Origin of the sequence: Telmatospirillum sp. J64-1 (assembly GCF_006980715.1) — a bacterium.
GTDB classification, from domain to species: Bacteria; Pseudomonadota; Alphaproteobacteria; order Rhodospirillales; family Magnetospirillaceae; genus Oleiliquidispirillum; species Oleiliquidispirillum nitrogeniifigens.
In genome coordinates, this window is the sequence record NZ_SBHN01000024.1 from 35,206 (window position 1) to 56,101 (window position 20,896).

At 65.8% G+C, this 20,896-nt stretch carries 18 protein-coding genes; 2 read left to right on the forward strand and 16 right to left on the reverse strand.

From position 1 onward, the window contains the following. Nucleotides 1–88: 88 nt before the first annotated feature. From EPD66_RS19610 to uxaC, 6 genes are all read right to left on the reverse strand, one after another. Nucleotides 89–1,594, reverse strand: a complete 1,506-nt coding sequence (locus EPD66_RS19610; RefSeq protein WP_142850218.1) for a tagaturonate reductase — start codon at nt 1,592–1,594, stop codon at nt 89–91. 41 nt (nt 1,595–1,635) lie between these two features. Beyond that, a complete protein-coding gene (eda, locus tag EPD66_RS19615) occupies nt 1,636–2,268 on the reverse strand; it encodes a bifunctional 4-hydroxy-2-oxoglutarate aldolase/2-dehydro-3-deoxy-phosphogluconate aldolase (protein WP_142850219.1) in 633 nt (210 codons plus the stop codon). Between the two features lie 10 nt (nt 2,269–2,278). Then, nucleotides 2,279–3,211 (reverse strand): sugar kinase, encoded by a 933-nt coding sequence (locus EPD66_RS19620; protein ID WP_142850220.1) that lies wholly within the window; start codon nt 3,209–3,211, stop codon nt 2,279–2,281. Nucleotides 3,212–3,248: 37 nt separating this feature from the next. Next, nucleotides 3,249–4,190 carry a DMT family transporter gene (locus EPD66_RS19625; RefSeq protein ID WP_142850221.1) on the reverse strand — a complete coding sequence of 314 codons (942 nt, stop codon included), beginning with the start codon at nt 4,188–4,190 and terminating at the stop codon, nt 3,249–3,251. A gap of 89 nt (nt 4,191–4,279) precedes the next feature. Further along, entirely contained in the window at nt 4,280–5,803 is a 1,524-nt protein-coding gene (locus tag EPD66_RS19630; protein ID WP_142850222.1) for a UxaA family hydrolase, read from the reverse strand. Between the two features lie 37 nt (nt 5,804–5,840). Continuing rightward, nucleotides 5,841–7,241, reverse strand: coding sequence for a glucuronate isomerase (gene uxaC / locus EPD66_RS19635; RefSeq protein WP_142850223.1), 1,401 nt, complete (start codon nt 7,239–7,241; stop codon nt 5,841–5,843). A 529-nt stretch (nt 7,242–7,770) separates the two neighbouring features. Between uxaC and EPD66_RS19640 the strand changes: the two genes are divergently transcribed. Continuing rightward, nucleotides 7,771–8,523 carry a GntR family transcriptional regulator gene (locus EPD66_RS19640; RefSeq protein ID WP_142850224.1) on the forward strand — a complete coding sequence of 251 codons (753 nt, stop codon included), beginning with the start codon at nt 7,771–7,773 and terminating at the stop codon, nt 8,521–8,523. 155 nt (nt 8,524–8,678) lie between these two features. Here the strand turns inward: EPD66_RS19640 and EPD66_RS19645 are convergent, their stop codons facing one another. The 7 genes from EPD66_RS19645 to EPD66_RS19675 all read right to left on the reverse strand — a co-directional run bounded on the left by EPD66_RS19645 (nt 8,679) and on the right by EPD66_RS19675 (nt 15,281). Beyond that, complete coding sequence (locus EPD66_RS19645) at nt 8,679–9,674, reverse strand: Gfo/Idh/MocA family protein (RefSeq protein ID WP_142850225.1); 996 nt, start codon at nt 9,672–9,674, stop codon at nt 8,679–8,681. Then, nucleotides 9,671–10,552 (reverse strand): sugar phosphate isomerase/epimerase, encoded by an 882-nt coding sequence (locus EPD66_RS19650; RefSeq protein WP_142850226.1) that lies wholly within the window; start codon nt 10,550–10,552, stop codon nt 9,671–9,673. Before EPD66_RS19650 ends, EPD66_RS19645 begins: the two co-directional genes overlap by 4 nt. 25 nt (nt 10,553–10,577) lie before the next feature. Continuing rightward, nucleotides 10,578–11,414, reverse strand: coding sequence for a carbohydrate ABC transporter permease (locus EPD66_RS19655; RefSeq protein ID WP_142850227.1), 837 nt, complete (start codon nt 11,412–11,414; stop codon nt 10,578–10,580). Next, on the reverse strand, nt 11,411–12,328 hold the full coding sequence (locus EPD66_RS19660; RefSeq protein ID WP_142850228.1) for a carbohydrate ABC transporter permease: 918 nt from the start codon (nt 12,326–12,328) through the stop codon (nt 11,411–11,413). The genes EPD66_RS19655 and EPD66_RS19660 overlap by 4 nt, the downstream gene beginning before the upstream one ends. An 86-nt stretch (nt 12,329–12,414) precedes the next feature. After that, nucleotides 12,415–13,617 (reverse strand): sugar ABC transporter substrate-binding protein, encoded by a 1,203-nt coding sequence (locus EPD66_RS19665; RefSeq protein ID WP_221931037.1) that lies wholly within the window; start codon nt 13,615–13,617, stop codon nt 12,415–12,417. A 48-nt stretch (nt 13,618–13,665) separates the two neighbouring features. Beyond that, a complete protein-coding gene (locus EPD66_RS19670; RefSeq protein ID WP_142850230.1) occupies nt 13,666–14,655 on the reverse strand; it encodes an alpha/beta hydrolase in 990 nt (329 codons plus the stop codon). Continuing rightward, nucleotides 14,652–15,281, reverse strand: a complete 630-nt coding sequence (locus tag EPD66_RS19675; RefSeq protein WP_221931038.1) for a GntR family transcriptional regulator — start codon at nt 15,279–15,281, stop codon at nt 14,652–14,654. The genes EPD66_RS19670 and EPD66_RS19675 overlap by 4 nt, the downstream gene beginning before the upstream one ends. Before the next feature lie 156 nt (nt 15,282–15,437). Here EPD66_RS19675 and EPD66_RS19680 point away from each other — a divergent pair, with 156 nt between their 5' ends. Next, nucleotides 15,438–16,550, forward strand: coding sequence for an ABC transporter ATP-binding protein (locus tag EPD66_RS19680; protein ID WP_142850232.1), 1,113 nt, complete (start codon nt 15,438–15,440; stop codon nt 16,548–16,550). Between the two features lie 158 nt (nt 16,551–16,708). Here the strand turns inward: EPD66_RS19680 and EPD66_RS19685 are convergent, their stop codons facing one another. The 3 genes from EPD66_RS19685 to EPD66_RS19695 are packed head-to-tail and all read right to left on the reverse strand — an operon-like array spanning nt 16,709 to nt 20,631. Next, nucleotides 16,709–18,472, reverse strand: coding sequence for an iron ABC transporter permease (locus tag EPD66_RS19685; protein ID WP_142850233.1), 1,764 nt, complete (start codon nt 18,470–18,472; stop codon nt 16,709–16,711). Nucleotides 18,473–18,476: 4 nt separating this feature from the next. Further along, nucleotides 18,477–19,541 (reverse strand): PotD/PotF family extracellular solute-binding protein, encoded by a 1,065-nt coding sequence (locus tag EPD66_RS19690; protein ID WP_142850234.1) that lies wholly within the window; start codon nt 19,539–19,541, stop codon nt 18,477–18,479. A 16-nt stretch (nt 19,542–19,557) separates the two neighbouring features. Then, a complete protein-coding gene (locus EPD66_RS19695) occupies nt 19,558–20,631 on the reverse strand; it encodes an ABC transporter ATP-binding protein (protein WP_142850235.1) in 1,074 nt (357 codons plus the stop codon). Between the last annotated feature and the right edge of the window lie 265 nt (nt 20,632–20,896).

Below are 20,896 nucleotides of genomic sequence, written 5' to 3' on the forward strand. Positions count from 1 at the left end.
TCTCCCGCTTGAAGCGCGACGAGCCAAAAAAGAAGCCCCGCCGAAGCGGGGCCCAAGTTTAGGGAGGAAACGAAGAAAAAAGCTGGGGTCAGGACCGGACCAGCGCGGCCATCGCCTGCGCCATGCCCTTGGCCTCGATGGCGGCCAGGGATTCGGTGACGCGGGCGGCAAGGCCGGGGATGCGGGTTAGGTCCTCGCCCCACAGCCGGGTCTCGGCCAGCAGGGTGGAGACCAGCGCCTGCGGATCGGCGCCATGGGCGGCCCAGGCGTCGCGCAGGATGGCGATCACGGCGGCGTCATCGCGGATGGGATAGCTGCCGGCGTCGCGGCGGCCGGTATAGGCGCCGTCCACCATCTCGCCGCGATAGAAGCGCAGCAGGGCGGCCAGCGAGAAGGACAGGCCCGCCGGGGCCTCGCCATGGGCGGCGACGGAATCCTTCAGGCTGGGCAGGACGCGGACCTGCCACTTCGACACGGAATTCAGCGCGATCGAGATCAGTTCGTGCCGGATATAGGGATTGCCGAAGCGCTCCATGATGGTCTTGGCGTAGTCCTGCCGCTCGGCCTCGGGCAGGGGCACGAAGGGCACGATCTCCTCGAACATCACCTTGTTCAGATAGGCCGAGACGGTGGGGTCGTCCATCATCGACTTCACCGTGTCCAGCCCGGCGACGAAGGCGGGCAGGGAGGCGGCGGTATGGGCGCCGTTGAGGATGCGCACCTTGCGGGTGCGATAGGGCTGCAGGTCGTCGGTCCAGACCACGTTCAGCCCCGCCTTGTGCAGCGGGAAGCGCTCGGCGATCTCGGCGGGGCCTTCGATCACCCAGACATGGAAGGGCTCGCCGGCCACGGTCAGGCCGTCCTGATAGCCCCAGCGGGCGAACAGCTCTTCCGCTTCGTCGCGCGGGAAGCCGGGGACGATGCGGTCCACCAGGGTATTGAGGAAATGATTGTGCTGTTCGACCCAGGCGGCGAAGCCGTCTTCCACGCCCCAGCGTTCGGCATGGCGCAGTACGATGCGCTTCAGCGTGGCGCCGTTGGCCTCGATCAGTTCGCAGGGCAGGATCACAAGGCCGCTCTCGGCGCTGCCGCCCAGGGCCTTGTAACGGGCCAGCAGCAGGGCCGCCAGCTTGGCCGGATAGCTGTCGGGGCAGGTGCCGTCCTTATAAGCCTCTTCCACATCGGCGATGCCGGCTTCCGTGGTGTTGGAGACGACGAAGCGCAGATCGGGCGAGACGGCATGGGCCAGCATCCGGTCCCATTCCCGATAGGGATTGAGGGTGTCGGAGACGCAGCTGACGACGCGGCGGGTTTCGACTTCCTTGCCGTTCTCGATCCCGCGCAGCAGCACCGTATAGAGGTTGTCCTGCTCCTTCAGGAGACCGGCGATGCCCTGATCCAGGGGCTGGGCGATGGCAACGCCCGCCTTGAGGTGACCGGCGCCGTTGGCGACGTCGATCATCCAGTCGACGAAGCCGCGCAGGAAATTGCCGTCGCCGATTTGCAGGACGGCGACGGGAAGGACGGGGGCGCCGGCAGTATGGTCTGCCGCGATCTTGCCGCTGGCGAGGTCTTGCCGGTTCAGGCGCTGCATGCTGAAAATCTCCTTGGACGGCTTATTATCGGATGTCGGGATCAGGGGACGAGGGCGGTGGCTTCGCGGGCCAAGCGCTCGATCTCGTCCCAGCGCTTCTCGCGCACGGCATCGGCGGGGGTCAGCCAGGTGCCGCCCAAGGCGAAGACATTGGGCAGGGCCAGGATCTCGGTGACCATCTCGGCGCGGATGCCGCCCGTGGGGCAGAAGCGCACATCCTGCAGCAGGGGAGCCATGCCCTTCAGGGCGGGCGCGCCGCCGCTGAGCATGGCGGGGAAGAATTTCTGCTCCAGGAAGCCGTGCTCGCGGGCGATCAGCGCCTCGCTGACGGTGGCGATGCCCGGCAGATAGGGCAGGCCGGTGTCATGGGCGGCCTGGGCCAGCTTGTCGGTCAGGCCGGGGCTGACGAGGAAGCGGGCACCGGCATCGCGGGCCTGGGCGAAATGTTCGGGCCGCGTCAGCGTGCCCAGGCCGACGACGGCTTCGGGCACCTTGGCGGCGATGGCCTCGGCGCAGGCCAGGGCGGCTTCCGTGCGCAGGGTCACTTCCAGCATGCGCAGGCCGCCCGCGACCAGGGCGCGGGCCAGGGAAACGGCATCCTCGGGCTGGTCGAGGACGAGGACCGGGACGATGCGCGGACCGGTGATCAGGGGTTCGAAAAGCGGTGTGGTCATGACGGCCTCCTTACAAAGGGGCAAGGCTGTGCATCGCCTCGCGCGGGATGATGGCGCCGCGATGCTGGATGACCTGGGCGGCCAGGCGATGGGCGGCGCGGGCGGCCTCGAGGGGGGATTTGTCCTGCAGGCGGGCGGCGAGATAGCCCGCGCTGAAGCTGTCACCGGCCGCCGTGGTATCGACGACCGTCTCGACCCGTTCGGCGGGGACGACGACGTCTCCGTCCTCGCTGCAGAGGATGCAGCCCGGGTCCTCGCGCTTCAGTACGATCTCGGGAATGCGGAAGCCGCGCAGGCGGGCCAGAACGGCGGCCTCGTCGGCATCATCGTAAAGCTCGCGCAGGTCGCAGACGCCGGGCAGGGCGATGTCGGTGTGACGGAACATCTCGTCATAGGCGCGGCGCGCGGTCTCGCGGTCAGGCCACAGCCGGGGGCGCCAGTTGGTGTCGAAGGCGATGCGTCCGCCGCGGCGGCGCAGGCGCTCGGCCAGGGCGAAGAAGCGTGCCCGTCCGGCCTCGCCCCAGATCGCCAGGCTGATGCCCGAGAGATAGAGCAGGTCATAGCCTTCGAGCGCGGCTTCGAGCGCCGGGGTTCCCGGCAGGGCGAAGAGGTCGCGGGCCGGGGCCTGGTCGCGCCAGTAGAGGAAGCGCCGCTCGCCCGCCGCATCGGTCTCGATCATGTAGAGGCCGGGCAGGCGTCCGCGCACGCGCAGCACATGGCCGGTGCCGATGCCTTCCGCCTCCCACGAGGCCTGCATCTCGTCGCTGGTGGGATCGTCGCCCAGGGCGGTGACGTAATCGACGGGAACGCCCAGGCGGGCCATGTAGATGGCCGTGTTCAAGGTGTCTCCGCCGAAGCCCATGGAAAGCAAGCCGTCCGGGCGGCGGCACAATTCCACCATGCATTCGCCCAAGGCGGCGATGCGGCGCGGTGAAGGAGGCATTCCCGTTTCTCCCATTCTTTTTCTGTATACTAGTATATCAGTCTATTTTTGCGCAAGAGCGAAGGGCCATGCGCTGGTGGGCGGCGATCCGTTCGCGATGGGCCGTATAGAGGCCGCTGGCGATGATCACGCCGGTGCCGATAAAGGTCCAGAGATCCGGAATGGCGTCGAAGACCAGATAGCCGAGCACGGCCGCCCAGACGAGCTGGATATAGGTATAGGGCGCCAGGACCGAAGCCTCGGCGAAGCGATAAGCACGGATCAGCAGGAACTGTCCCAGCGCCGAGATTCCGCCGATGGCGGCGGCCACGCCCAGCTGGGCCGGGGTCGGCACGACGAAGCTGAAGGGCACCAGGATCGTCATCACCACCAGCCCGGTCACGGCGCTCCAGATCAGGGTGGTGGAGGCGCCGTCATGGCCGGACATCTTTCGCGTGATGACGATGCCCAGGGCGAAGGCGACGGCGGACAGAAGCGGAAAGATGGAAGCCATCTGGAAGGACTCGCCGCCCGGCCGCAACACGATCATGACGCCCGTCAGCCCGACCAGGACGGCGACCCAGCGCCGCCAGCCGACCTTCTCTCCCAGCAGGGGAATGGAGAAGGCGGTGACGAAGGCCGGTGCGACGAAGCTGGCGGCGGAGGCTTCGGCGAGCGGCAGATAGCCGATGCCGGTGATGAAGAAGACGGCCGCCACCGCCATGGCGAAGCCGCGCAGGAGCTGCAGGCTGGGGCGGGCGGGATAGAGAACCCGGCGGCCCTGGTGGAAGGCCACCGGCAGGATGAACAGCGTGAAGGCGAGATAGCGCAGCCAGGCGATCTCGACCGGCGGCAGCGACTGGTTGAGATATTTCGCCAGGGCGTCGGAGCAGGAAAAAAGGGCAACGGCAGTGACGACGAGAAGAATGCCTTGGACCGGCTCGTCGGCGCGCAGGGAAGTCACGGGGGCCTGGGCCGCCGGTTCCGGAGTCCCGCTCATAGGGGTTCTTCCTGTGGAGGTGAACGGAAGGAAGGCCCGCGCGCCTGCATCCCTTGCGGGAGGCGTCGCGGACCTTCCAGCCCGTCAGCTTACATCACCGCGCCCATTTGCCACGGAGCGAATTCATCCGAGCCGAAGCCCAGTTCCTCGCTCTTGGTCTTGCGGCCCGAGGCGGTTTCCAGGATGAGTTGGAAGATCTGCTCGCCCACTTCCGCGATGGTGGCATCACCGGTGGCGATGGTGCCGCAATCGATGTCCATGTCGTCGGGCATGCGCTGGAACAAGGGCGTGTTGGTCGCCAGCTTCAGGCTGGGCGAGGGCTTACAGCCGAAGACCGAACCGCGCCCCGTGGTGAAGCAGATGACATTGGCGCCGCCCGCCACCTGGCCGGTGGCCGAGACGGGGTCGTAGCCGGGCGTGTCCATGAAGACCAGCCCCTTGCCGGTGACCGGCTCGGCATAGCGCACGACATCGACCAGATTGGTGGTGCCGGCCTTGGCGACCGCGCCCAGCGACTTTTCAAGGATAGTGGTCAGGCCACCCTTCTTGTTGCCGGGCGAGGGGTTGTTGTTCATCTCGCCGCCGGTGCGGGTGGTGTATTCCTCCCACCAGCGGATGCGCTCGACCAGCTTCTCGCCGACTTCGCGGGTGGCGGCGCGGCGGGTCAGCAGATGCTCGGCGCCATAGACTTCAGGTGTTTCGCTGAGGATGGCGGTGCCGCCGTTGCGCACCAGCAGGTCGACGGCATGGCCCAAGGCGGGATTGGCGGTGATGCCCGAATAGCCGTCCGAGCCGCCGCATTGCAGCCCCAGGACCAGATGGCTGGCCGGGACCGTCTGGCGGGTCACGTCATTGACCTTGGGCAGCAGCTTCTCGATGAACTTGATGCCTTCGCGCACCGAGGTGCTGGTGCCGCCGGATTCCTGGATCGACAGGGTGTGCAGGCGCTCGCCCGGGGTCAGCCCCTCGGCCTCGACCAAGCTGTCCACCTGGTTGACCTCGCAGCCCAGGCCGAGCAGCAGCACCGCGCCGAAATTGGGATGGCGAGCATAGCCGGCGATGGTCCGGCGCAGGGAATCGATGGCCTCGCCCTGGTTGGCCATGCCGCAGCCATAGCCATGGGTCAGCGCCACCACGCCGTCGATATTGGGATAATCGGCCAGGGCATTGCCCCGGAAGTGATCGGCGATCATGCGGGCGGCGGTGGCCGAGCAATTCACCGAGGTCAGGATGCCGATATAATTGCGCGTCGCCACCTGCCCGTCGGGGCGGACGATGCCCTGGAAGGTGGCGCGCTCGGCCTCGGGGATGAAGTCGGTCGGCACGGCATCGGCGCCGAAGGCGTAATCCCGCGAGAAATTGTCGCCCATGCTCACATTGTGGACGTGCACATGGTCGCCGGGCGCGATGGCCTCGGAGGCGAAGCCGATGATCTGGTTGTACTTGCGTACCGGCTCGCCCGGCGCGATGGCCTGGACGGCGATCTTGTGACCGGCCGGGATCGTGGTCCTGGTGACGGCATCGCTGCCGGGGACGGGAGTCTCCGGCAGGATGTCCATGCCCGCGACGACGACATTGTCGGCGGGATGCAGGCGAATCGTCAGTGAAGCCATGGCATTTCCTTCCCTGTGTGAGCGCGGGCGGCCGTCCTCACAGCTTGTATGCTTTTTTAGCCAGATTGTAGGCGAGGTCCTTCGCCAGTTCGTGGGCTTCGTCCTCGGGCAGGCGATGCTCCGCGACCAGGCGCGCCAGGAAGGCGCAGTCGATGCGGCGGGCCACGTCGTGGCGCGCGGGGATCGAGCAGAAGGCGCGGGTATCGTCGTTGAAGCCGACGGTGTTGTAGAAGCCGGCGGTCTCGGTGACCATCTCGCGGAAACGGCGCATGCCTTCCGGGCTGTCGTGGAACCACCAGGCCGGGCCCAGGCGCAGGGCGGGATAATGACCGGCCAGCGGCGCCAGTTCACGGGAATAGGTGGTTTCGTCCAGCGTGAACAGGATGATGGTCAGGTCGCGCTCGTTGCCGAAGCGGTCGAGCAGCGGCTTCAGCGCGCGGACATATTCGGTCTGCGAGGGGATGTCGGCGCCCTTGTCGCGGCCGAAACGCTCGAAGACCTGCGGGTTGTGGTTGCGGAACGAGCCGGGATGGATCTGCATGACCAGCCCGTCCTCCAGGCTCATGCGCGCCATTTCCGTCAGCATCTGGCCGCGGAACAGCTCGGCCTCGGCCGGGGTGACGTTGCCCTTCAGCGCCTTGTCGAACAGGCGGGCGGCCTCGTCCTGGGGCAGATCGGCGGTGGTCGCGGTGGGGTGGCCGTGGTCGGTCGAGGTGGCGCCGAATTCCTTGAAATAGGCGCGGCGCTTAGCCAGGGCGGCCAGATAGCCGGTCCAGGTGGCGGTGTTCTCGCCGGTCAGGCCGCCCAGGGCTTCCACATTGGCGGCGAAGCCTTCGAATTCGGGGTCGACCACCGGGTCGGGACGGAAGGCGGTGACGACGCGGCCGGTCCAGCCGCTGTCACGGATGGCGCGGTGGTGCTCCAGCGTATCCAGCGGGGATTCGGTGGTGCAGAGGACTTCGATGTTGAAACGCTCGAACAGGGCGCGGGGGCGGAATTCGGGACGGTTCAGGCAGTCCTGGATCTGGTCGTAGATGCGGTCGGCGCTTTCGGCGCTCAAGCGCTCGGTGACGCCGAAGACGGTCTCAAAAGCGTGTTCCAGCCACATCCGGGTCGGCGTGCCGCGGAAGAGGTGCCAGTTGGACGCCAGGATGCGCCAGATCTTGCGCGAATCCGTCTCCACCGGGCTGCCGTCGAGGCGGCGCACGCCCAGGCTCTCGATGCTGATGCCCTGGCTGTAGAGCATGCGGAAGGCGTAGTGGTCGGGCTTGACGAAAAGCGATGCCGGGTCGGGGAAGGGCTCGTTCTTGGCGAACCAGGCCGGATCGGTATGGCCATGCGGGCTGATGATCGGCAGGTCTCGGACCTCGGAATACAGGCTACGGGCGATCCCGCGCTGGATGGGGTCGCTCGGGAAAAGCCGGTCGGGGTGGAGCATCGCTTCTCTCTTGGCTGTCTGTGTGTCTGTGTGGGGCAGGGTCTGCCCGGATCATTCCGCTTAAAGTATACTAATATATCAGTCGCATCTGCAAGCCTTTGCCTGAGCGTCCGGCCGGGAATTAAGGGCTAGGCCATCGGTCCTGGCGGCGGTCCTGCGGCGGCTGCGTTCCGGACAGCGAAGAGCGGGGCTTTCCGCTCTGCGCCAAGGGGTTGGCCCGCCCCGGCGGGAGATGGCGGCGGCGAGGCCGGTACGCGGAGCCTGCCGCTGTGGTTGCGTGAGCCAGGATGATATGCGACCTGACCAATATGTTTAATCTCCACCGGGTCGAAAGAGGTTGGAGGACGGAGAGGGAATAAATATACTAGTATATATGTTGCCGCAGAGGCTGCGGATACGGTTTCGAGGTGCTTGCATCAGGCTCGCCAAAACGACGGCCATATTCTAAGACTCCCTGAGGGCTGATCCGTCGACTGCATTGTTTTAAAACCGTGCCACTTTCAAGAACAGGTGCGGAAAGGAAGGCTGAATGGAACTGGAAGCGAAAAAGGCCGAATCCGCGCCGGCTGGCCGTCGCCAGCGGGTGAAACCCGTGGCGCGGCCGGCGCAGCGGGGCACTTCGATTGCCGCCGTCATCTACCGCGACCTGCGCCACGAGATCGTCTCGTTGAGCCGCAAGCCGGGCGAGGCCATTTCGGAAAAGCAGATCGCCGAAACCTATGGTGTCAGCCGCACGCCGGTGCGCGAGGCGATGCTGAAGCTTGCCGACGAATCCCTGATCGAGATCTTTCCGCAATCGGGCACCTTCGTCTCGCGCATCCCGCTGGCGGCCCTGCCGGAATCCATCACCATCCGCCGCGTGCTGGAAGAAGCTTCGGTGAAATATGCCGCCGAACGCGCCTCGCGCAGCCAGATCGTCCAATTGCAGGCGATCATCGAGCGGCAGAGGGAAGCGGAAGCGACCGAGGATTACGAGGCGTTTCACCAAGCCGACGAAGCCTTCCATGCCGCCCTGGCCGAAGCGGCGGGCCTGCCGGGATTGTGGGGCGTTGCCCAGCAAGTCAAGGTCCAGGTGGACCGCTACCGCCGCCTGACGCTGCCGGTGCTGGGGCGGATCAAGGTGGTTATCGCCGAACATGAAGCCATCCTCGAAGCCGTTGCGTCCCATGATCCCGAGCGGGCGGTCCAGGCGCTGAACGTGCATCTGGACGACCTGCAAGGCACGATCGAGGAGGCGCGGGACAAGCATCCCCTTTACTTCTCCATTCCCGAGGAAAACTGAGCGCTTGTTCATGCTTCGAGACAACCCGTTGGGTTTCCTCAGCATGAGGTTTGTTTTATTAGCCTCGTCCTGAGGAGCCGCCTTGGCGGCGTCTCGAAGGACGGGGCGGGCCAACGCCGGGGCAGGAGGGGCGGAGCCTCCTGCCCCCACCGGGATCACAGGTTCAGCGAGCGCCGCAAGGCGTCGAGATGGACCATGGCGGTAACGCCGTCGACGATGGTCGGGGCGTTGGACTCTTCCCCGCGCAGCGCCTTCACCACATCGGCCAGCAAGGCGTGGTAGCCCTTGAAGTCCTCGTTGGCCGCCGCCGTGAAGTTCGGCTTCCAGGTCAGCGTGTCCACGTCATTGGCCAGGGTTGCTGCCGGGTCTTCCGACTTGAAGGGCGGGTTGCGGTGCCAGCGCACCTCGATCACGTCGTCGATTTCCAGGCGGTTGTGGTCGCCCATGATCTCGATTCTTTCGACCGGCGTGCCGCGCGACTGCACCGTGCCCATGGCGATGCTGCCGATGGCGCCGCATTCGAAATCGATGGCGGCATGGAACAGCAGGCGGCCCGGGCCGTTCTCGACCTTGCGCGCCCGGATCTCGCGGATCGGCGAGACGAAGAAGGGCGCCAGGTCCATGTAGTGGACGCAGTGATGCAGGAAGAAGCCGGTATAATCGACATTGCCGGCGAAATAGGTCGGCGCCGTCATGTAATAGCCGGTCAACCCCAGCACCCGTCCGAACTCGCCCGAGGACAGGACGTTGCGGGCGATCTTGTTGCCCACCGAATAGCGCTTCATGAAGCCCAAGGTCAGCGCCTTGCCCGCCTTTTCCGAGGCGGCAAGCAATTCGCGGGCTTCCGCGGCATTCGAGGCCGGGGGCTTTTCCATGAAGACCGGCAGGCCGCGCGCCAGGGCGGCCTTGCCGAAGGCCAGATGCTGGGCCGGGCCGACGGCCATGCCGACGGCGTCGATATCCTTCCTGGCGATCAGCGCCTCGGCATCGTTGGTCAGTTCGCTCACGCCGAACTGACGCCCGGCAGCGGCCAGCCTTTCGCCATTGGTATCGCACAGGGCCACGATCTGGACGTCATGGCGCATCAATTGCGGCAGCAGCATCTGGGTCGCATGAATGCCGCAGCCGATCCAGCCGATCTTGAGAGTCATCGCCGATACCTCGTGAGGGACAAGTGGGAACGCATGAACTCGACGCTGGCGGCCAGGCGCTCGCTTTCGTCTTCATGCGGGGCGCGCCATTGGGCGAAGGGCACGCCGAAGCGGTCGTCGTTGCGGCGGAAGGGCTCCAGCGAGATCGGGCCCTGATAGCCGACCTCGTGCAGGGCGCGGCAGACGGCCACCCAGTCGGTGGCGCCGGTGCCGGGGAAGCCGCGATGGTTTTCATTGGCCTGGAAATGGATCAGGCGCGATCCGGCCAAGCGGATGGCCTCGGGGATCGAGGACTCTTCCATATGCATGTGGAAAGTATCGAGCATCACGCCGACGGCCGGGTGATCGACCGCGTCGAGCAATTCCATGGCCTGCAAGGTGGTGCACAGCACGTCGCTCTCGAAGCGGTTCAGCGGCTCGACGGCCAGCTTCACGCCGACGCTTTCGGCATGGTCGCCGGCAGCCTTCAGCCCGGCCACGCAGCGTTCCTTGCGGGCCAGCCGCTCCTGCTCGCTGACCGGGGCCGGGGGGCGGCCGGCGAAGACCAGCGGATTGCCCGTCAGCGGACCGCCGACGATGGGCGCTTCCAGGGCGGCGGCGCAATCGGCGGCATAGCGCAGGTAATCAACCCCGGCCTGATGGGCGGCGGGATCGTCGCTGGAAAGGTTGCGTTCCAGGTTGACGCGGGCCGCCAGCACCACGTCCAGCCCGGCATCGGACAGGGCGCGGCGCGTCTCTTTCAGGTCCAGCTCGCCCTTTTCCGGGACGAGGAGTTCGACGAAGTCGAAGCCAAGCTGCTTCATCTTCCCGAAGAGGGGGAAATGCTCGGCCGTGAAGGGCCGGGCGTATTGCATCGAGATTAGACCGATAGGGTTCATGATGGGTTGACCTTAAAGCAAGGACTTAGCCTTTGACGGCCCCTTGGGTGAGACCGCCGACGAGGCGGCGCTGGACAAAGAGGAACAGGACAACGGCGGGCAGGGCGCCGACCACGCCGCCGGCCGATAGCAGGCCCCATTCGATCTGGTATTCGCCGATCAGGGTCTGGATCGCCACGGTCATGGTGCGCGTGTTGCGGCCGCCCAGGGTCAGGGCGTAGAGATATTCGTTCCAGGCGGTGATGAAGATGTAGATGCCGGTCGAGATGATGCCGGGCAGGGCCAGCGGCAGCACCACGCGGCGCAGGGCCGCCAGCCGCGAACAGCCGTCGGTCATCGCCGCTTCGTCCAGGCTGCGCGGAATGGCGTTGATGTAGCTGGTCAGCATCCACACCGAGAAGGGAATGGCCACGGTCGAATTGGCCAGGATCAGTGCGATATGCGTATCCAGCAGGCCCAGCCGCCGCATCAGGATGAACAGCGGCAGGATCAGCAGCACCACCGGGAACATGTTGACGACCAGGAACTGGGTCATCAGCACGTTGCGGCCGGGAAAGCGGAAGCGCGAGATGGCATAGGCCGCCGTTACCGACACGGTCAGGCCCAGCACCACCGTTCCCAGGGCGACGATCAGGCTGTGCCCCATATTGGTGAGGAAGGAGGTGCGGGCCAGCAGGCGCTCGTAATTCTCGAAGGACCAGCTCAGCGGCGTCACCGCCACGCCCTGCGCCGACAGGTGCTGCGCCGGAGTCATGGAGGTGAAGAACATCCACAGATAGGGCCCGATGGCGAAGAAGACGATGGCCAGGACCGGGATATGGGTGGTCAGCAGGCTGCGCCAGAGCGGCTCTTTGCGTTTCATCGGTCGGCCTCCTTGCGGGTGCGGGCGAGATAGAGCGCCACCACGCCGGCCAGCAGCAGGGTGAAGACCACGGCGATGGCCGAGCCATAGCCGAAATCGAGATTCTGGCGGGCCTTGACGAAGGCGTAGAGCGGCAGGGTATGGGTGGCATAGCCGGGACCGCCGCCGGTCATGACGTAGATCACGTCGATGGAATTGGCGACCCAGATGATGCGCAGCAGGGCGGCCGTGATCAGCACCCCGGCGAGGCCGGGCAGGGTGATGTGGATGAACTGCTTCCACGAGCTGGCGCCGTCGATCGAGGCGGCCTCGTAATGGCTTTTCGGAATGCCCTGAAGCCCGGCCAGGATCATCACCATGAAGAAGGGGAAGCCCTGCCAGACCAGCGTCACGACGATGGCATAAAGCGCGCGGTCGGGATCGGCCAGCCAGGGCACCGCCGTCTGGATGATCGACAGGCGCAGCAGCAGGTCGTTCAGCACGCCGGTATTGGAATCATAGATCCAGCGCCACATCAGGGCGATGACCACGCTGGGCAGCGCCCAGGGGATGATCACCAGCGCCCGGGCCAGCCCGCGCCAGAAGAAGGTGCGGTTCAGCAGGATGGCGGCGACCAAGCCCAGGGCCATCTGCAGGGGAACGGTCAGGCCGATCCAGATGGCGGTATGGCCCAGCGAGATCCAGAAGACCTCGTCCTGCATGAGCCGGACGTAATTGTCGAAGCCGACGAACTGGGTCGCCCTCGGCCGGGACAGCACGAAGTCGTAGAGGCTGGTGACCAGGGCCTCGATCATCGGCAGGAAGACGATCAGGAGCGTCACCAGGACCGCCGGGGTCATCAGCACATAAGGAAGAAGCCTGCGCCGCGACGGCATGCGCACGCCATCCAGCGCTGCGATCGCTTGGTTGCTCATCGCATCACCCATTATGGAAACAGGAAAACAAGGGTGGTGGGGAAGGCCCGGCCGCGACGGTCAGCCCGTCGCAGCCGGGGCAGGCATCACTGCGCGTAGAGCGCCTCGATCTCCTGCATCATCCTCTCCGCCGAAATGCGGCCGGTCAGGGCGCGCTGCATGGTCGTCGGCCAGACGGTGTTGACGAAGTCCGAAGTCTCCTGCGTTTGGGGCAGCAAGGCGGCGAAGGGCATCGAGGCCACGGTGGCATCGACGAAGCGCTTGTCGTGCAGCGTCCAGTTTTCCGAACCGCTCTTGGTCACGGTCAGCTGGCCGGTGGCCTGGTTGAACAGCACGTTGTTCTCGGCCTCGGCCAGGAAGGAGATCCACTTCCAGGCGGCGTCCTTCACCTTGGACGAGGAGAAGATCGCCAGCGATTCGTCGCCATAAAGGGTCCAGGGCTTCTCGCCGCATTGCGGCACCGGCACCGCCGAGACCTTGTCGCCCAGGGCCTGGGCGATGTCGTTGGCCGAGCCGATATGGTGGATGGTCATGGCCGTCTTGCCCGCCTTGAAGGCGCCGATGATTTCCTGGAAGCCGTCATTGGGGGCGGACGGCGGGAAGACCTTGTGCTCGCGGAACAGGTCGACCAGCCATTGATTGGCCTTGATCAGTTCCGGCGTAGTCAGGCCGCCCTTCTCGAACTTGGCGCCATGGCCCAGGACGAAGGTGCCCCAATGGTCGTGGCCGCCCCGGCCGCCGCGGAAGCCGAAGCCGTAGATATCGGGCGTGCCGTCGCCATTCTCGTCGATGGTCAGGGTCTTGGCGGCGTGCAGGAATTCCTCGCAGGTCTTCGGCGGGGTGAGGCCGGCCTGCTCGAACAGATCGGTGCGGTAATAGAGGTAAAGAACCACATACTGGACCGGCAGGTAGTATTGCTTGCCGTCCGGTCCTGCATTGATTTCCAGGATGTTGTCGATCAGGTCGTCCTTGCCCGCCCAGGCCGCGATGCGGTCATCCAGCGGCTCCAGGGCCTCCATGTCCACCAGGCGCGGCTGGGCGAACAGCTTGACCATCGCCGCATCCGGGGCGTTGCCGCCGACCAGATTGGTGTAGAGCGAGTCGTAATAGCTGTTCCAGGGAACGTTCTCGGCGTCGATCTTGATGCCGGGATTGGCTTTCTCGAACTTCTCGACCAGTTCCGACATAGGGTTTTCGGGATTGTCGAAATGGTACCAGAAATGAACTGTTTCTTGAGCATTCGCGGCGCCGGTCAGCATCAGCGCCGCCGCCATTCCGAATGTCGCCATGATTTTTTTCATTTGTTCCTCCCTAGGAAAGAGTAGGCGCTCTTTGTACTAGTCGGTCGCCCTCCTCATCTGCCGCGCCGCCTCGCCGGCAGCCGCCAGAGACTGGCGGGCGGCGGCGAGGGAATGGGTCATCTGCAGGAAGCCGTGAATGACGCCGGGCACCACCGTCAGCGGGTCCTTGCGCCCCAGGGTCTCGAGGCGGGCGGACAGGGACAGGGTGTCGGAAAGCAGGGGGTCGATCCCGGCCGCCAGCAGGAACAGCGGCGGCAGCCCGGCCAGCGCCGCGTCGTCGGCGCGCAAAGGGGAAGCCAGAACGTTGTCGCGGGCGGCGTGGTCGGGCAGGTACCAATCCCAATAGCGTTGCATCTTGGCCGTGGTCAGGCCCGGACCCTGGGCAAAGAAGCGGTGCGAGGGGGTGTCGTGATCGGCGGCGAAGACGCCGTAGAAGAACAATCCACCCGCCGGCAGGGGGCGTCCCTGTTCCTGTTCATGCAGCATGGCGGCCAGGACCAGGTTGGCGCCCGCCGAATCGCCCGCCACCAGCAGCGGGCCCGGCGTCAGGCCGAAATCTTCGGGCCGCTCCTGCACGGCGCGCAGGCTGGCGATGACGTCCATCAGCCCGGCAGGGAAGGGATGTTCCGGCGCCAGCCGGTAATCGGGCAGCAGCACGGGGAGCCCTGAGTCGCAGGCCAGCACGCGGGCGCAGCGTTCGTGGGATTCGGGGCTGCACAGGGCGAAGCCGCCGCCATGGGCGAAAAGGATCGCGCCGCTTCCGGCATTGGGCGGGACCAGCACCTTGATGCGGCAGGGGGCGGAGGACAAAGCGGGGTCGGCCGGTATCGTAATCTCGCTGACCGCCGCCATGGGCGGCAGATCGGTGTTCCAGCGCCTGTTGCCTTCTTCCGTCATCGCCCGCCCTTCGGCGGGCGGCAGCAGGGTGGGATCGGGGACCGGCCCCAGCTCGCGGGCGAGCTGCTCGAGGAGGGCGGCCATCTCGGCCGACAGGGTGGCGTCCAGTTCGGGGGATTGGGCGGTCATGGCAGGATACCGCTGTCGGCGAAGATGTCGTCGCCGACATCGACGATGGTGGCGATATGGTGGCCCAGCAGGCGCACCGCCTCGTCGCCGTCGCGGCGGGCCACGGCCTCGACGATGGGCCAATGGCGCTTGGCCGTCATCATCAGGTCGCGGACCTCGTCGGATTGGGCGATCTTGAAGCGGTGGTTGTGGACCAGGCAGCGATGCAGGATCGGCTGGAGGGCCGGTAGATTGGCGTCGCTGAACAGCCGCCGGTGAAAGTCGCGGTCGATTTCCGCCAGCAGGTATTCGTCATTCGCCTCTGCCGCTTCCTCCATGGCGCGGACCAGCGCGGCCAGGTCGTCGTTGAGGCGGCGGCTGGGGGATTTGACGGTGCGGCGGATGGCGCGGCATTCCATCATGTGGCGCAGGCGGAACATCTCCACCGCCTCGTCGGCGGTGCAGGTCGACACATGGGTGCCCCGGCGCCCCTGGCGGACCACCAGCCCCTCGTCTTGCAGGCGCAGCAGGGCTTCGCGTACACGGCCCTGGCTGCAGCTGAAGCGGGCGGCGAGGTCGAGTTCCGTCAGCGCTTCACCGGGCTCCAGCTCGCCGAGCATGATGTCGCGCTTGAGCGTCTCAAACACGTCATCCATATGCGCGGACCGGGAAAAAGCCTCCCCGGAAGAGCGGGCAGGTGAAGCTGGGGGCATGCGTCGAGCCTCGTTCCATCGGTTATTGATATTGACATTGATAATCCGCGTACGATAACAAGGCAAGAAAGAATTGAAGGAGGAAGGGTGATGGCTGCAATTACCCTGGAAAGCGTCCGCAAGGCGTATGGGGACTTTCAGGTCGTGCACGGTATCGACCTGGCGATTGCCGAGGGTGAATTCGTGGTCCTGGTGGGGCCGTCCGGCTGCGGCAAGTCCACCTTGCTGCGCATGATCGCGGGCCTGGAGGACATCACCTCCGGGACCATCCAGATCGGGAACCGCATGGTCAACCACTTGCCGCCGTCCGAGCGCAACATCGCCATGGTGTTCCAGGATTACGCGCTCTATCCGCATATGAGCGTGGAGGCCAATATGGGCTTCGGGCTCAGCATGCGCGGCGCCAAGCCCGCCGAGATCAAGCCCCGCGTGGCCGAGGCCGCGCGCATCCTGAAGATCGAGCCCTTCCTCGAACGCCGCCCGGCCCAATTGTCCGGCGGCCAGCGCCAGCGCGTCGCCATGGGCCGGGCCATCGTCCGTCATCCCGACGCCTTCCTGTTCGACGAGCCGCTGTCGAACCTGGACGCCTCGCTGCGGATCGAGATGCGCCTGGAAATGGCCAAGCTCCATCGCAGCATGCAGGCCACCACCGTCTATGTGACCCATGATCAGGTCGAGGCGATGACGCTCGCCGACCGCATCGTGGTCATGAATGCCGGGCGGGTCGAGCAGGTGGGGCCGCCGCTGGAACTCTACCGCCGCCCCCAGACCCTTTTCGTCGCGCGCTTCATCGGCAGCCCGACCATGAACACCATGCTCTGTCCGGTCGAGGCCAGCGCCAACGGCATGGCCCTGCGCCTGCCGCTTCAGGCGGTGCCGGTGCATCTGCCCGGCAATGGCGCGGTGACGGATCAGGTCATCCTGGGCATCCGGCCCGAGGACCTGTCGCCCTGTTCCGAATCCGAGGCCTGGTGGACGGGGGAAGTCTCCGTCGTCGAGCATCTGGGCAGCCAGGCCTTCGCCCATGTGGATGTCGGGGCGGAACGCCTGCTGACCGTCGAATTGTCCCGCGAATCCACTGTCGCGGCGGGCGACCGCCTCAGCCTGCGCGGCTCGCTGCCCCATCTCCACCTGTTCCACGCAGAAACCGAACGGCGCCTGTCGGTCGCCACGCCGGAACTGGTGGTTCCCAAGGTCTCGTAGGAAAAAGAGCCGCACTGATTCCGCCCGGATTCCGCCCGTTCCATTCGTCACCCCCGCGAAAGCGGGGGTCCATGTCGGGGCCCAACGGGATATGTACCGTTAAAAAGCGGCTTCATGGATTCCCGCTTTCGCGGGAATGACGAGGATGAGGCCCCGCCTCAGCGGTGCCAGACGCGGTCCAGGCGGACGAAGCGGTTGACGCCGATGAGCAGCAGCACGGTCATCAGGATGATCAGGGTGCTGACCGCATTGACGGTGTTTTCCAGGCTGAAGGTCGCCTCGGCATAGATCCGCACCGGCAGGGTCTGCATGCGGGCCGTGGTCAGGAAGGCCGTGACCGTCACCTCCCCGAAGGAAATCAGGAAGCCGATGATCCCCGCCGCCAGCATGCCCGGCGTGAGCTGCGGCAGGATGATGTAGCGCAGACGGTCGAAGGGGCCCGCGCCCAATCCGGCCCCGGCCTCTTCCAGGGTCTTGTCCAGCTGCGCGACCGAGGTGCGCAGCAGGGCCAGGGTGAAGGGGGCGATCAGCACCACATGCACCGCCAGCAGGCCCAGGAAGGGCGGGATCTCCATGAACCATTGCAGCAGGCGCAGCATGCCCAGGGCGATGGCGATGCCGGGCAGGGCCAGCGGCAGCATGAACATCGCCATGATGATCTCGCGCCCGGGCAGGGGGTGGCGGGCCAGGGCGAAGGCCGCCGGCAGGCTGAGAGCCAGGGCGACGATCACCGAAGCGAAGGCGAGCTGCAGCGACACGATGAAGGCGTCGATGTAGCGGACATTGTCGAAGATCAGCCCGTACCATTTCCAGGTGAAGCCGACGAAGGTGGCGACCGTGGCCTGCGGGCTGTCGTTGACCGAGCTGACGACCACCAGGACCATGGGGAAGAGCAGCATGGCCATGGATAGCAGAAGCAGCAGCCGGGCGACCCACGGCCCCAGAGCCTCGATGACGGCGGAGGCGCCATGGGCCAGCGCCGTGGGCAGTTCCAGGCGGGGCAGGGACAGGGGGCGCTTGCCTGAGGTCCAGGGCATCAGCCGCCCGATCACCCAGCCGATCAGGGCGCTGGCGGCCAGCGAGGCGACGAGCATCAGCATCGCCATGGCCGAGGCCTTGGGGTGGTTGAGCAGTTGGATGGCCTCTTCGAAGACCACCATGCCGCTGGTCCAGACATTCTTCCCGCCCAGCAGGGTGGCGCTGACATAGGCGGTCGAGGTCATCAGGAAGACGATGACCAGCCCCGAGCGCAGGCCGGGCAGGGAAAGCGGCAGGATGACGGAGAAGAAGCGCTGGATGGGCGGCGCGCCCAGGCTGGCGGCGGCTTCCTCGACCCGCCGGTCGACCGATTGCAGCGAGTCGTAGAGCGACATCACCATATAGGGCAGGAAGACCTGGATCAGGGCGACGCCGACCGAGAACCAATTGAACAGCAGCCGTGGCTCGGGCAGGCCGAAGAAGGTGACGATCTGGGAGACGACGCCCGCCGGCGAGAGGATCAGCATGATCCCCAGCGAGCGCACCACCACATTGGTCAGCAGCGGCACCAGGATCAGCGCGACGCCCGCCGCCCGCCAGCGCGGCGGCAGCCTGACCAGCCATAGGGCGATGGGATAGCCGAGGACGGCCGAGATCACGGACACGCCCGCCCCCAGCAGCAGCGTGTCGAAGAAGATGGTGCGGTAATAGCCGTCGCCGATGATCAGCCCGTATTGTTCCAGGGACGGGAGCAGCGACAGCGGCTCGAACAGGTCCGCCGTGGGCTGGAAACTCAGCAGGGTGACCACACCCAGCGGCAGGGCGAAGGCGGCCAGCAGCCAAAGCCCCAGGGGGGCGACCAGCAGGCCGCCCAGGGCGGACCGCCGCCTCGGCTTGGGCGATGAAATCGCTTCGGTGGAAAGCAGGGCAGCGGTCTGGGTCATGGCGTCAGCTCGTGATTTCGCGGTTGAAGCGCTGGGTCCAGGCCGACTGGTTCTTGACCACCACGTCCCAATCGAAATCGACCAGGGTCGCCACCTGTTCCTCGCCGACGATCAGTTTTTCCCGCAGGTCGTCGGGCATGGTGATGTTCTTGACGGTGGGGCTGTAATAGATCTCGCGGCTATAGGCGAGCTGGCAGGGTTCGGACAGGTGCAGGTTGACCCATTCCTCGGCCAGCTTCTGGTGCGGCGTGCCCTCGGTGATGCAGGCCACGTTCATCGCCACGGCTTGGCCTTCCTCGGGCGTGGCGATGGCGATGTTGGGATTGCGGCTTTCGGCGTAGGAGCGGGTGAAGCTGCCGAATTCGATGGAAACATCGCCGATCTTCTGGTCGAACATGGTGAACAGCTGGTCCTGGCTGCCTTGCAGCGCGGGGAAGGGCTTCAGTTCGGCGATCTTCTTGAAGGCGATGTCGATATCGGTCTCGCTGCCGCCCCAGACCTTGGCGGTCATCAGCAGGGCCGCCGTGCCCTGGGCGCCGGGATAGGTCGGCCAGATGATGCGGCCGCGCAATTCGGGGCGCCACAAATCCTTCCACGAGGTGATCGGCTCCACCTTGGTCTTGTCGTAGACGATGGTTACCGGGTTGAAGGCCACGCCGTAGCCGCCCTGGCGGGCGATGTCGTAGAGATGCTCGTAGGCCGGCACGGATTCGCTGGCGGGCTGGGTCACGCGGTCGCGGACGGCCTGGCGGCTTTCGAAGATGTTCAGGTAGATCACGTCGAAGCTGGGGCGGCCGCGTTCGGCATAGGCGCGGCTGCGGCGGTCGGGAGTGCCGCCCAGCACGAAGTTGATCCTGACGCCGTATTTCTCTTCGAGCGGCTTGGCGATGAATTCCCGTGTGATTCGTTCCTGGGCTCCGCCCCAGATGCCGACGGTCAATTCGTCGCCCTTCTTGATCTGGGCATTGGCGGAACGGGTGAAGATTGCCGGTGTCACCAGGGCGGAGCTTGCCGCCAAAGCGAGTTTTCCGAAGCGACGGCGGGAGATGTTGCTGGAAAAGTCGGTCATGTAGTCCTCAACTCCATTAGGCGTGAGCCAGGGGTTCCGAAAGAAAGGCCACGGCGGAAGAATCGCCGAACAGCCAGATGGCGGCGCCGGTTTCGGGAGGCGTCTCGGAGGAGGGGCGGATGAGGCGGATGGACTGGCCGGCGGCCTCCACCGTCATTTCCACGTCGTCGCCCAGATAGGTGACTTCCCTGACCTTGGCCTCGGTCATGAAGGGCTGGCTGCGTTCCGGGGGATTGTGCGACCAGCCGAGGCGGGCGGCGCGCAGCACCATGTGATTGGCGCCCAGCGGCGCGGCTTCCGGCAGGGTGGCGACGAGGCCGCAATCGGCGACGAAGACCTTTCCCTCGGGGCCGGGAACGGCTTTCCCCCGCAGCACCGTGCGGGCGCCGAGGAAGGAGGCGGTGAACAGGCGGTGGGGACGTTCCGACAGGGTGACCGGCGGCGCGTCCTCGACCAGTTCGCCGCTAGCCATGACCACGATGCGGTCGCTCATGCTCAGGGCTTCGTCCTGGTCATGGGTGACGAACAGGGTGGTGATGCCCAGTTCCTGCTGGATGCGGCGGATCTCCACGCGCATTTCCGCGCGCAGCGTGGCGTCCAGATTGCTCAGCGGCTCGTCGAGAAGCAGCACGTCGGGACGGATGACCAGGGCGCGGGCCAGGGCGATGCGTTGCTGCTGCCCGCCCGAAAGTTGCGCGGGATAGCGCTCGGCCAGATGGGCCAGGCCGACGATCTCCAGCGCCTCGCCGACGCGCTGACGGCGCTCGGCGGACGGCAGGCGGCGCATCTTCAGGCCGAATTCCACGTTGCCGAAGACGGTCATGTGGGGGAACAGGGCGTAATTCTGGAAGACCATGCCGATATTGCGGCGGTGGGGCGGCTGGCGATGCACCTGCTGGCCATCGATCAGGATCATGCCGCGTGTCGGCTCGATGAAACCGGCCACCATGCGCAGGGTCGTCGTCTTGCCGCAGCCCGAGGGGCCGAGAAGGCTGACCAGCTGGCCGCGCTCGATCTCGAGGGAAAGGGACTTCACGGCAAGCGTCTCGCCGTAGCGCTTTTCCAGACTGACTAAGGACAGATAGCTCATCGTCGCTCCCATAAGTGCTGGAAGCTTCTTCGCAAGCGCTATGCCAATGCACGGCGGAACGGGGAGAGGGACGGGATTCCGGGAAAGTTCGTTCGCGCAGAAAATATGCACGGATGGTGTGCTTCCGTAATTATGCATATTTTTTGTGCATAAATGACCCCATTGTGCGCAATCATGCGCCCGAGGCGTTTTCCGTGGCCTTCGGTTGACACTGCCGGAGGGGTGAGGGATGACTAGGGCCGGCAGTAAGAAAGAAGGGGCGGAG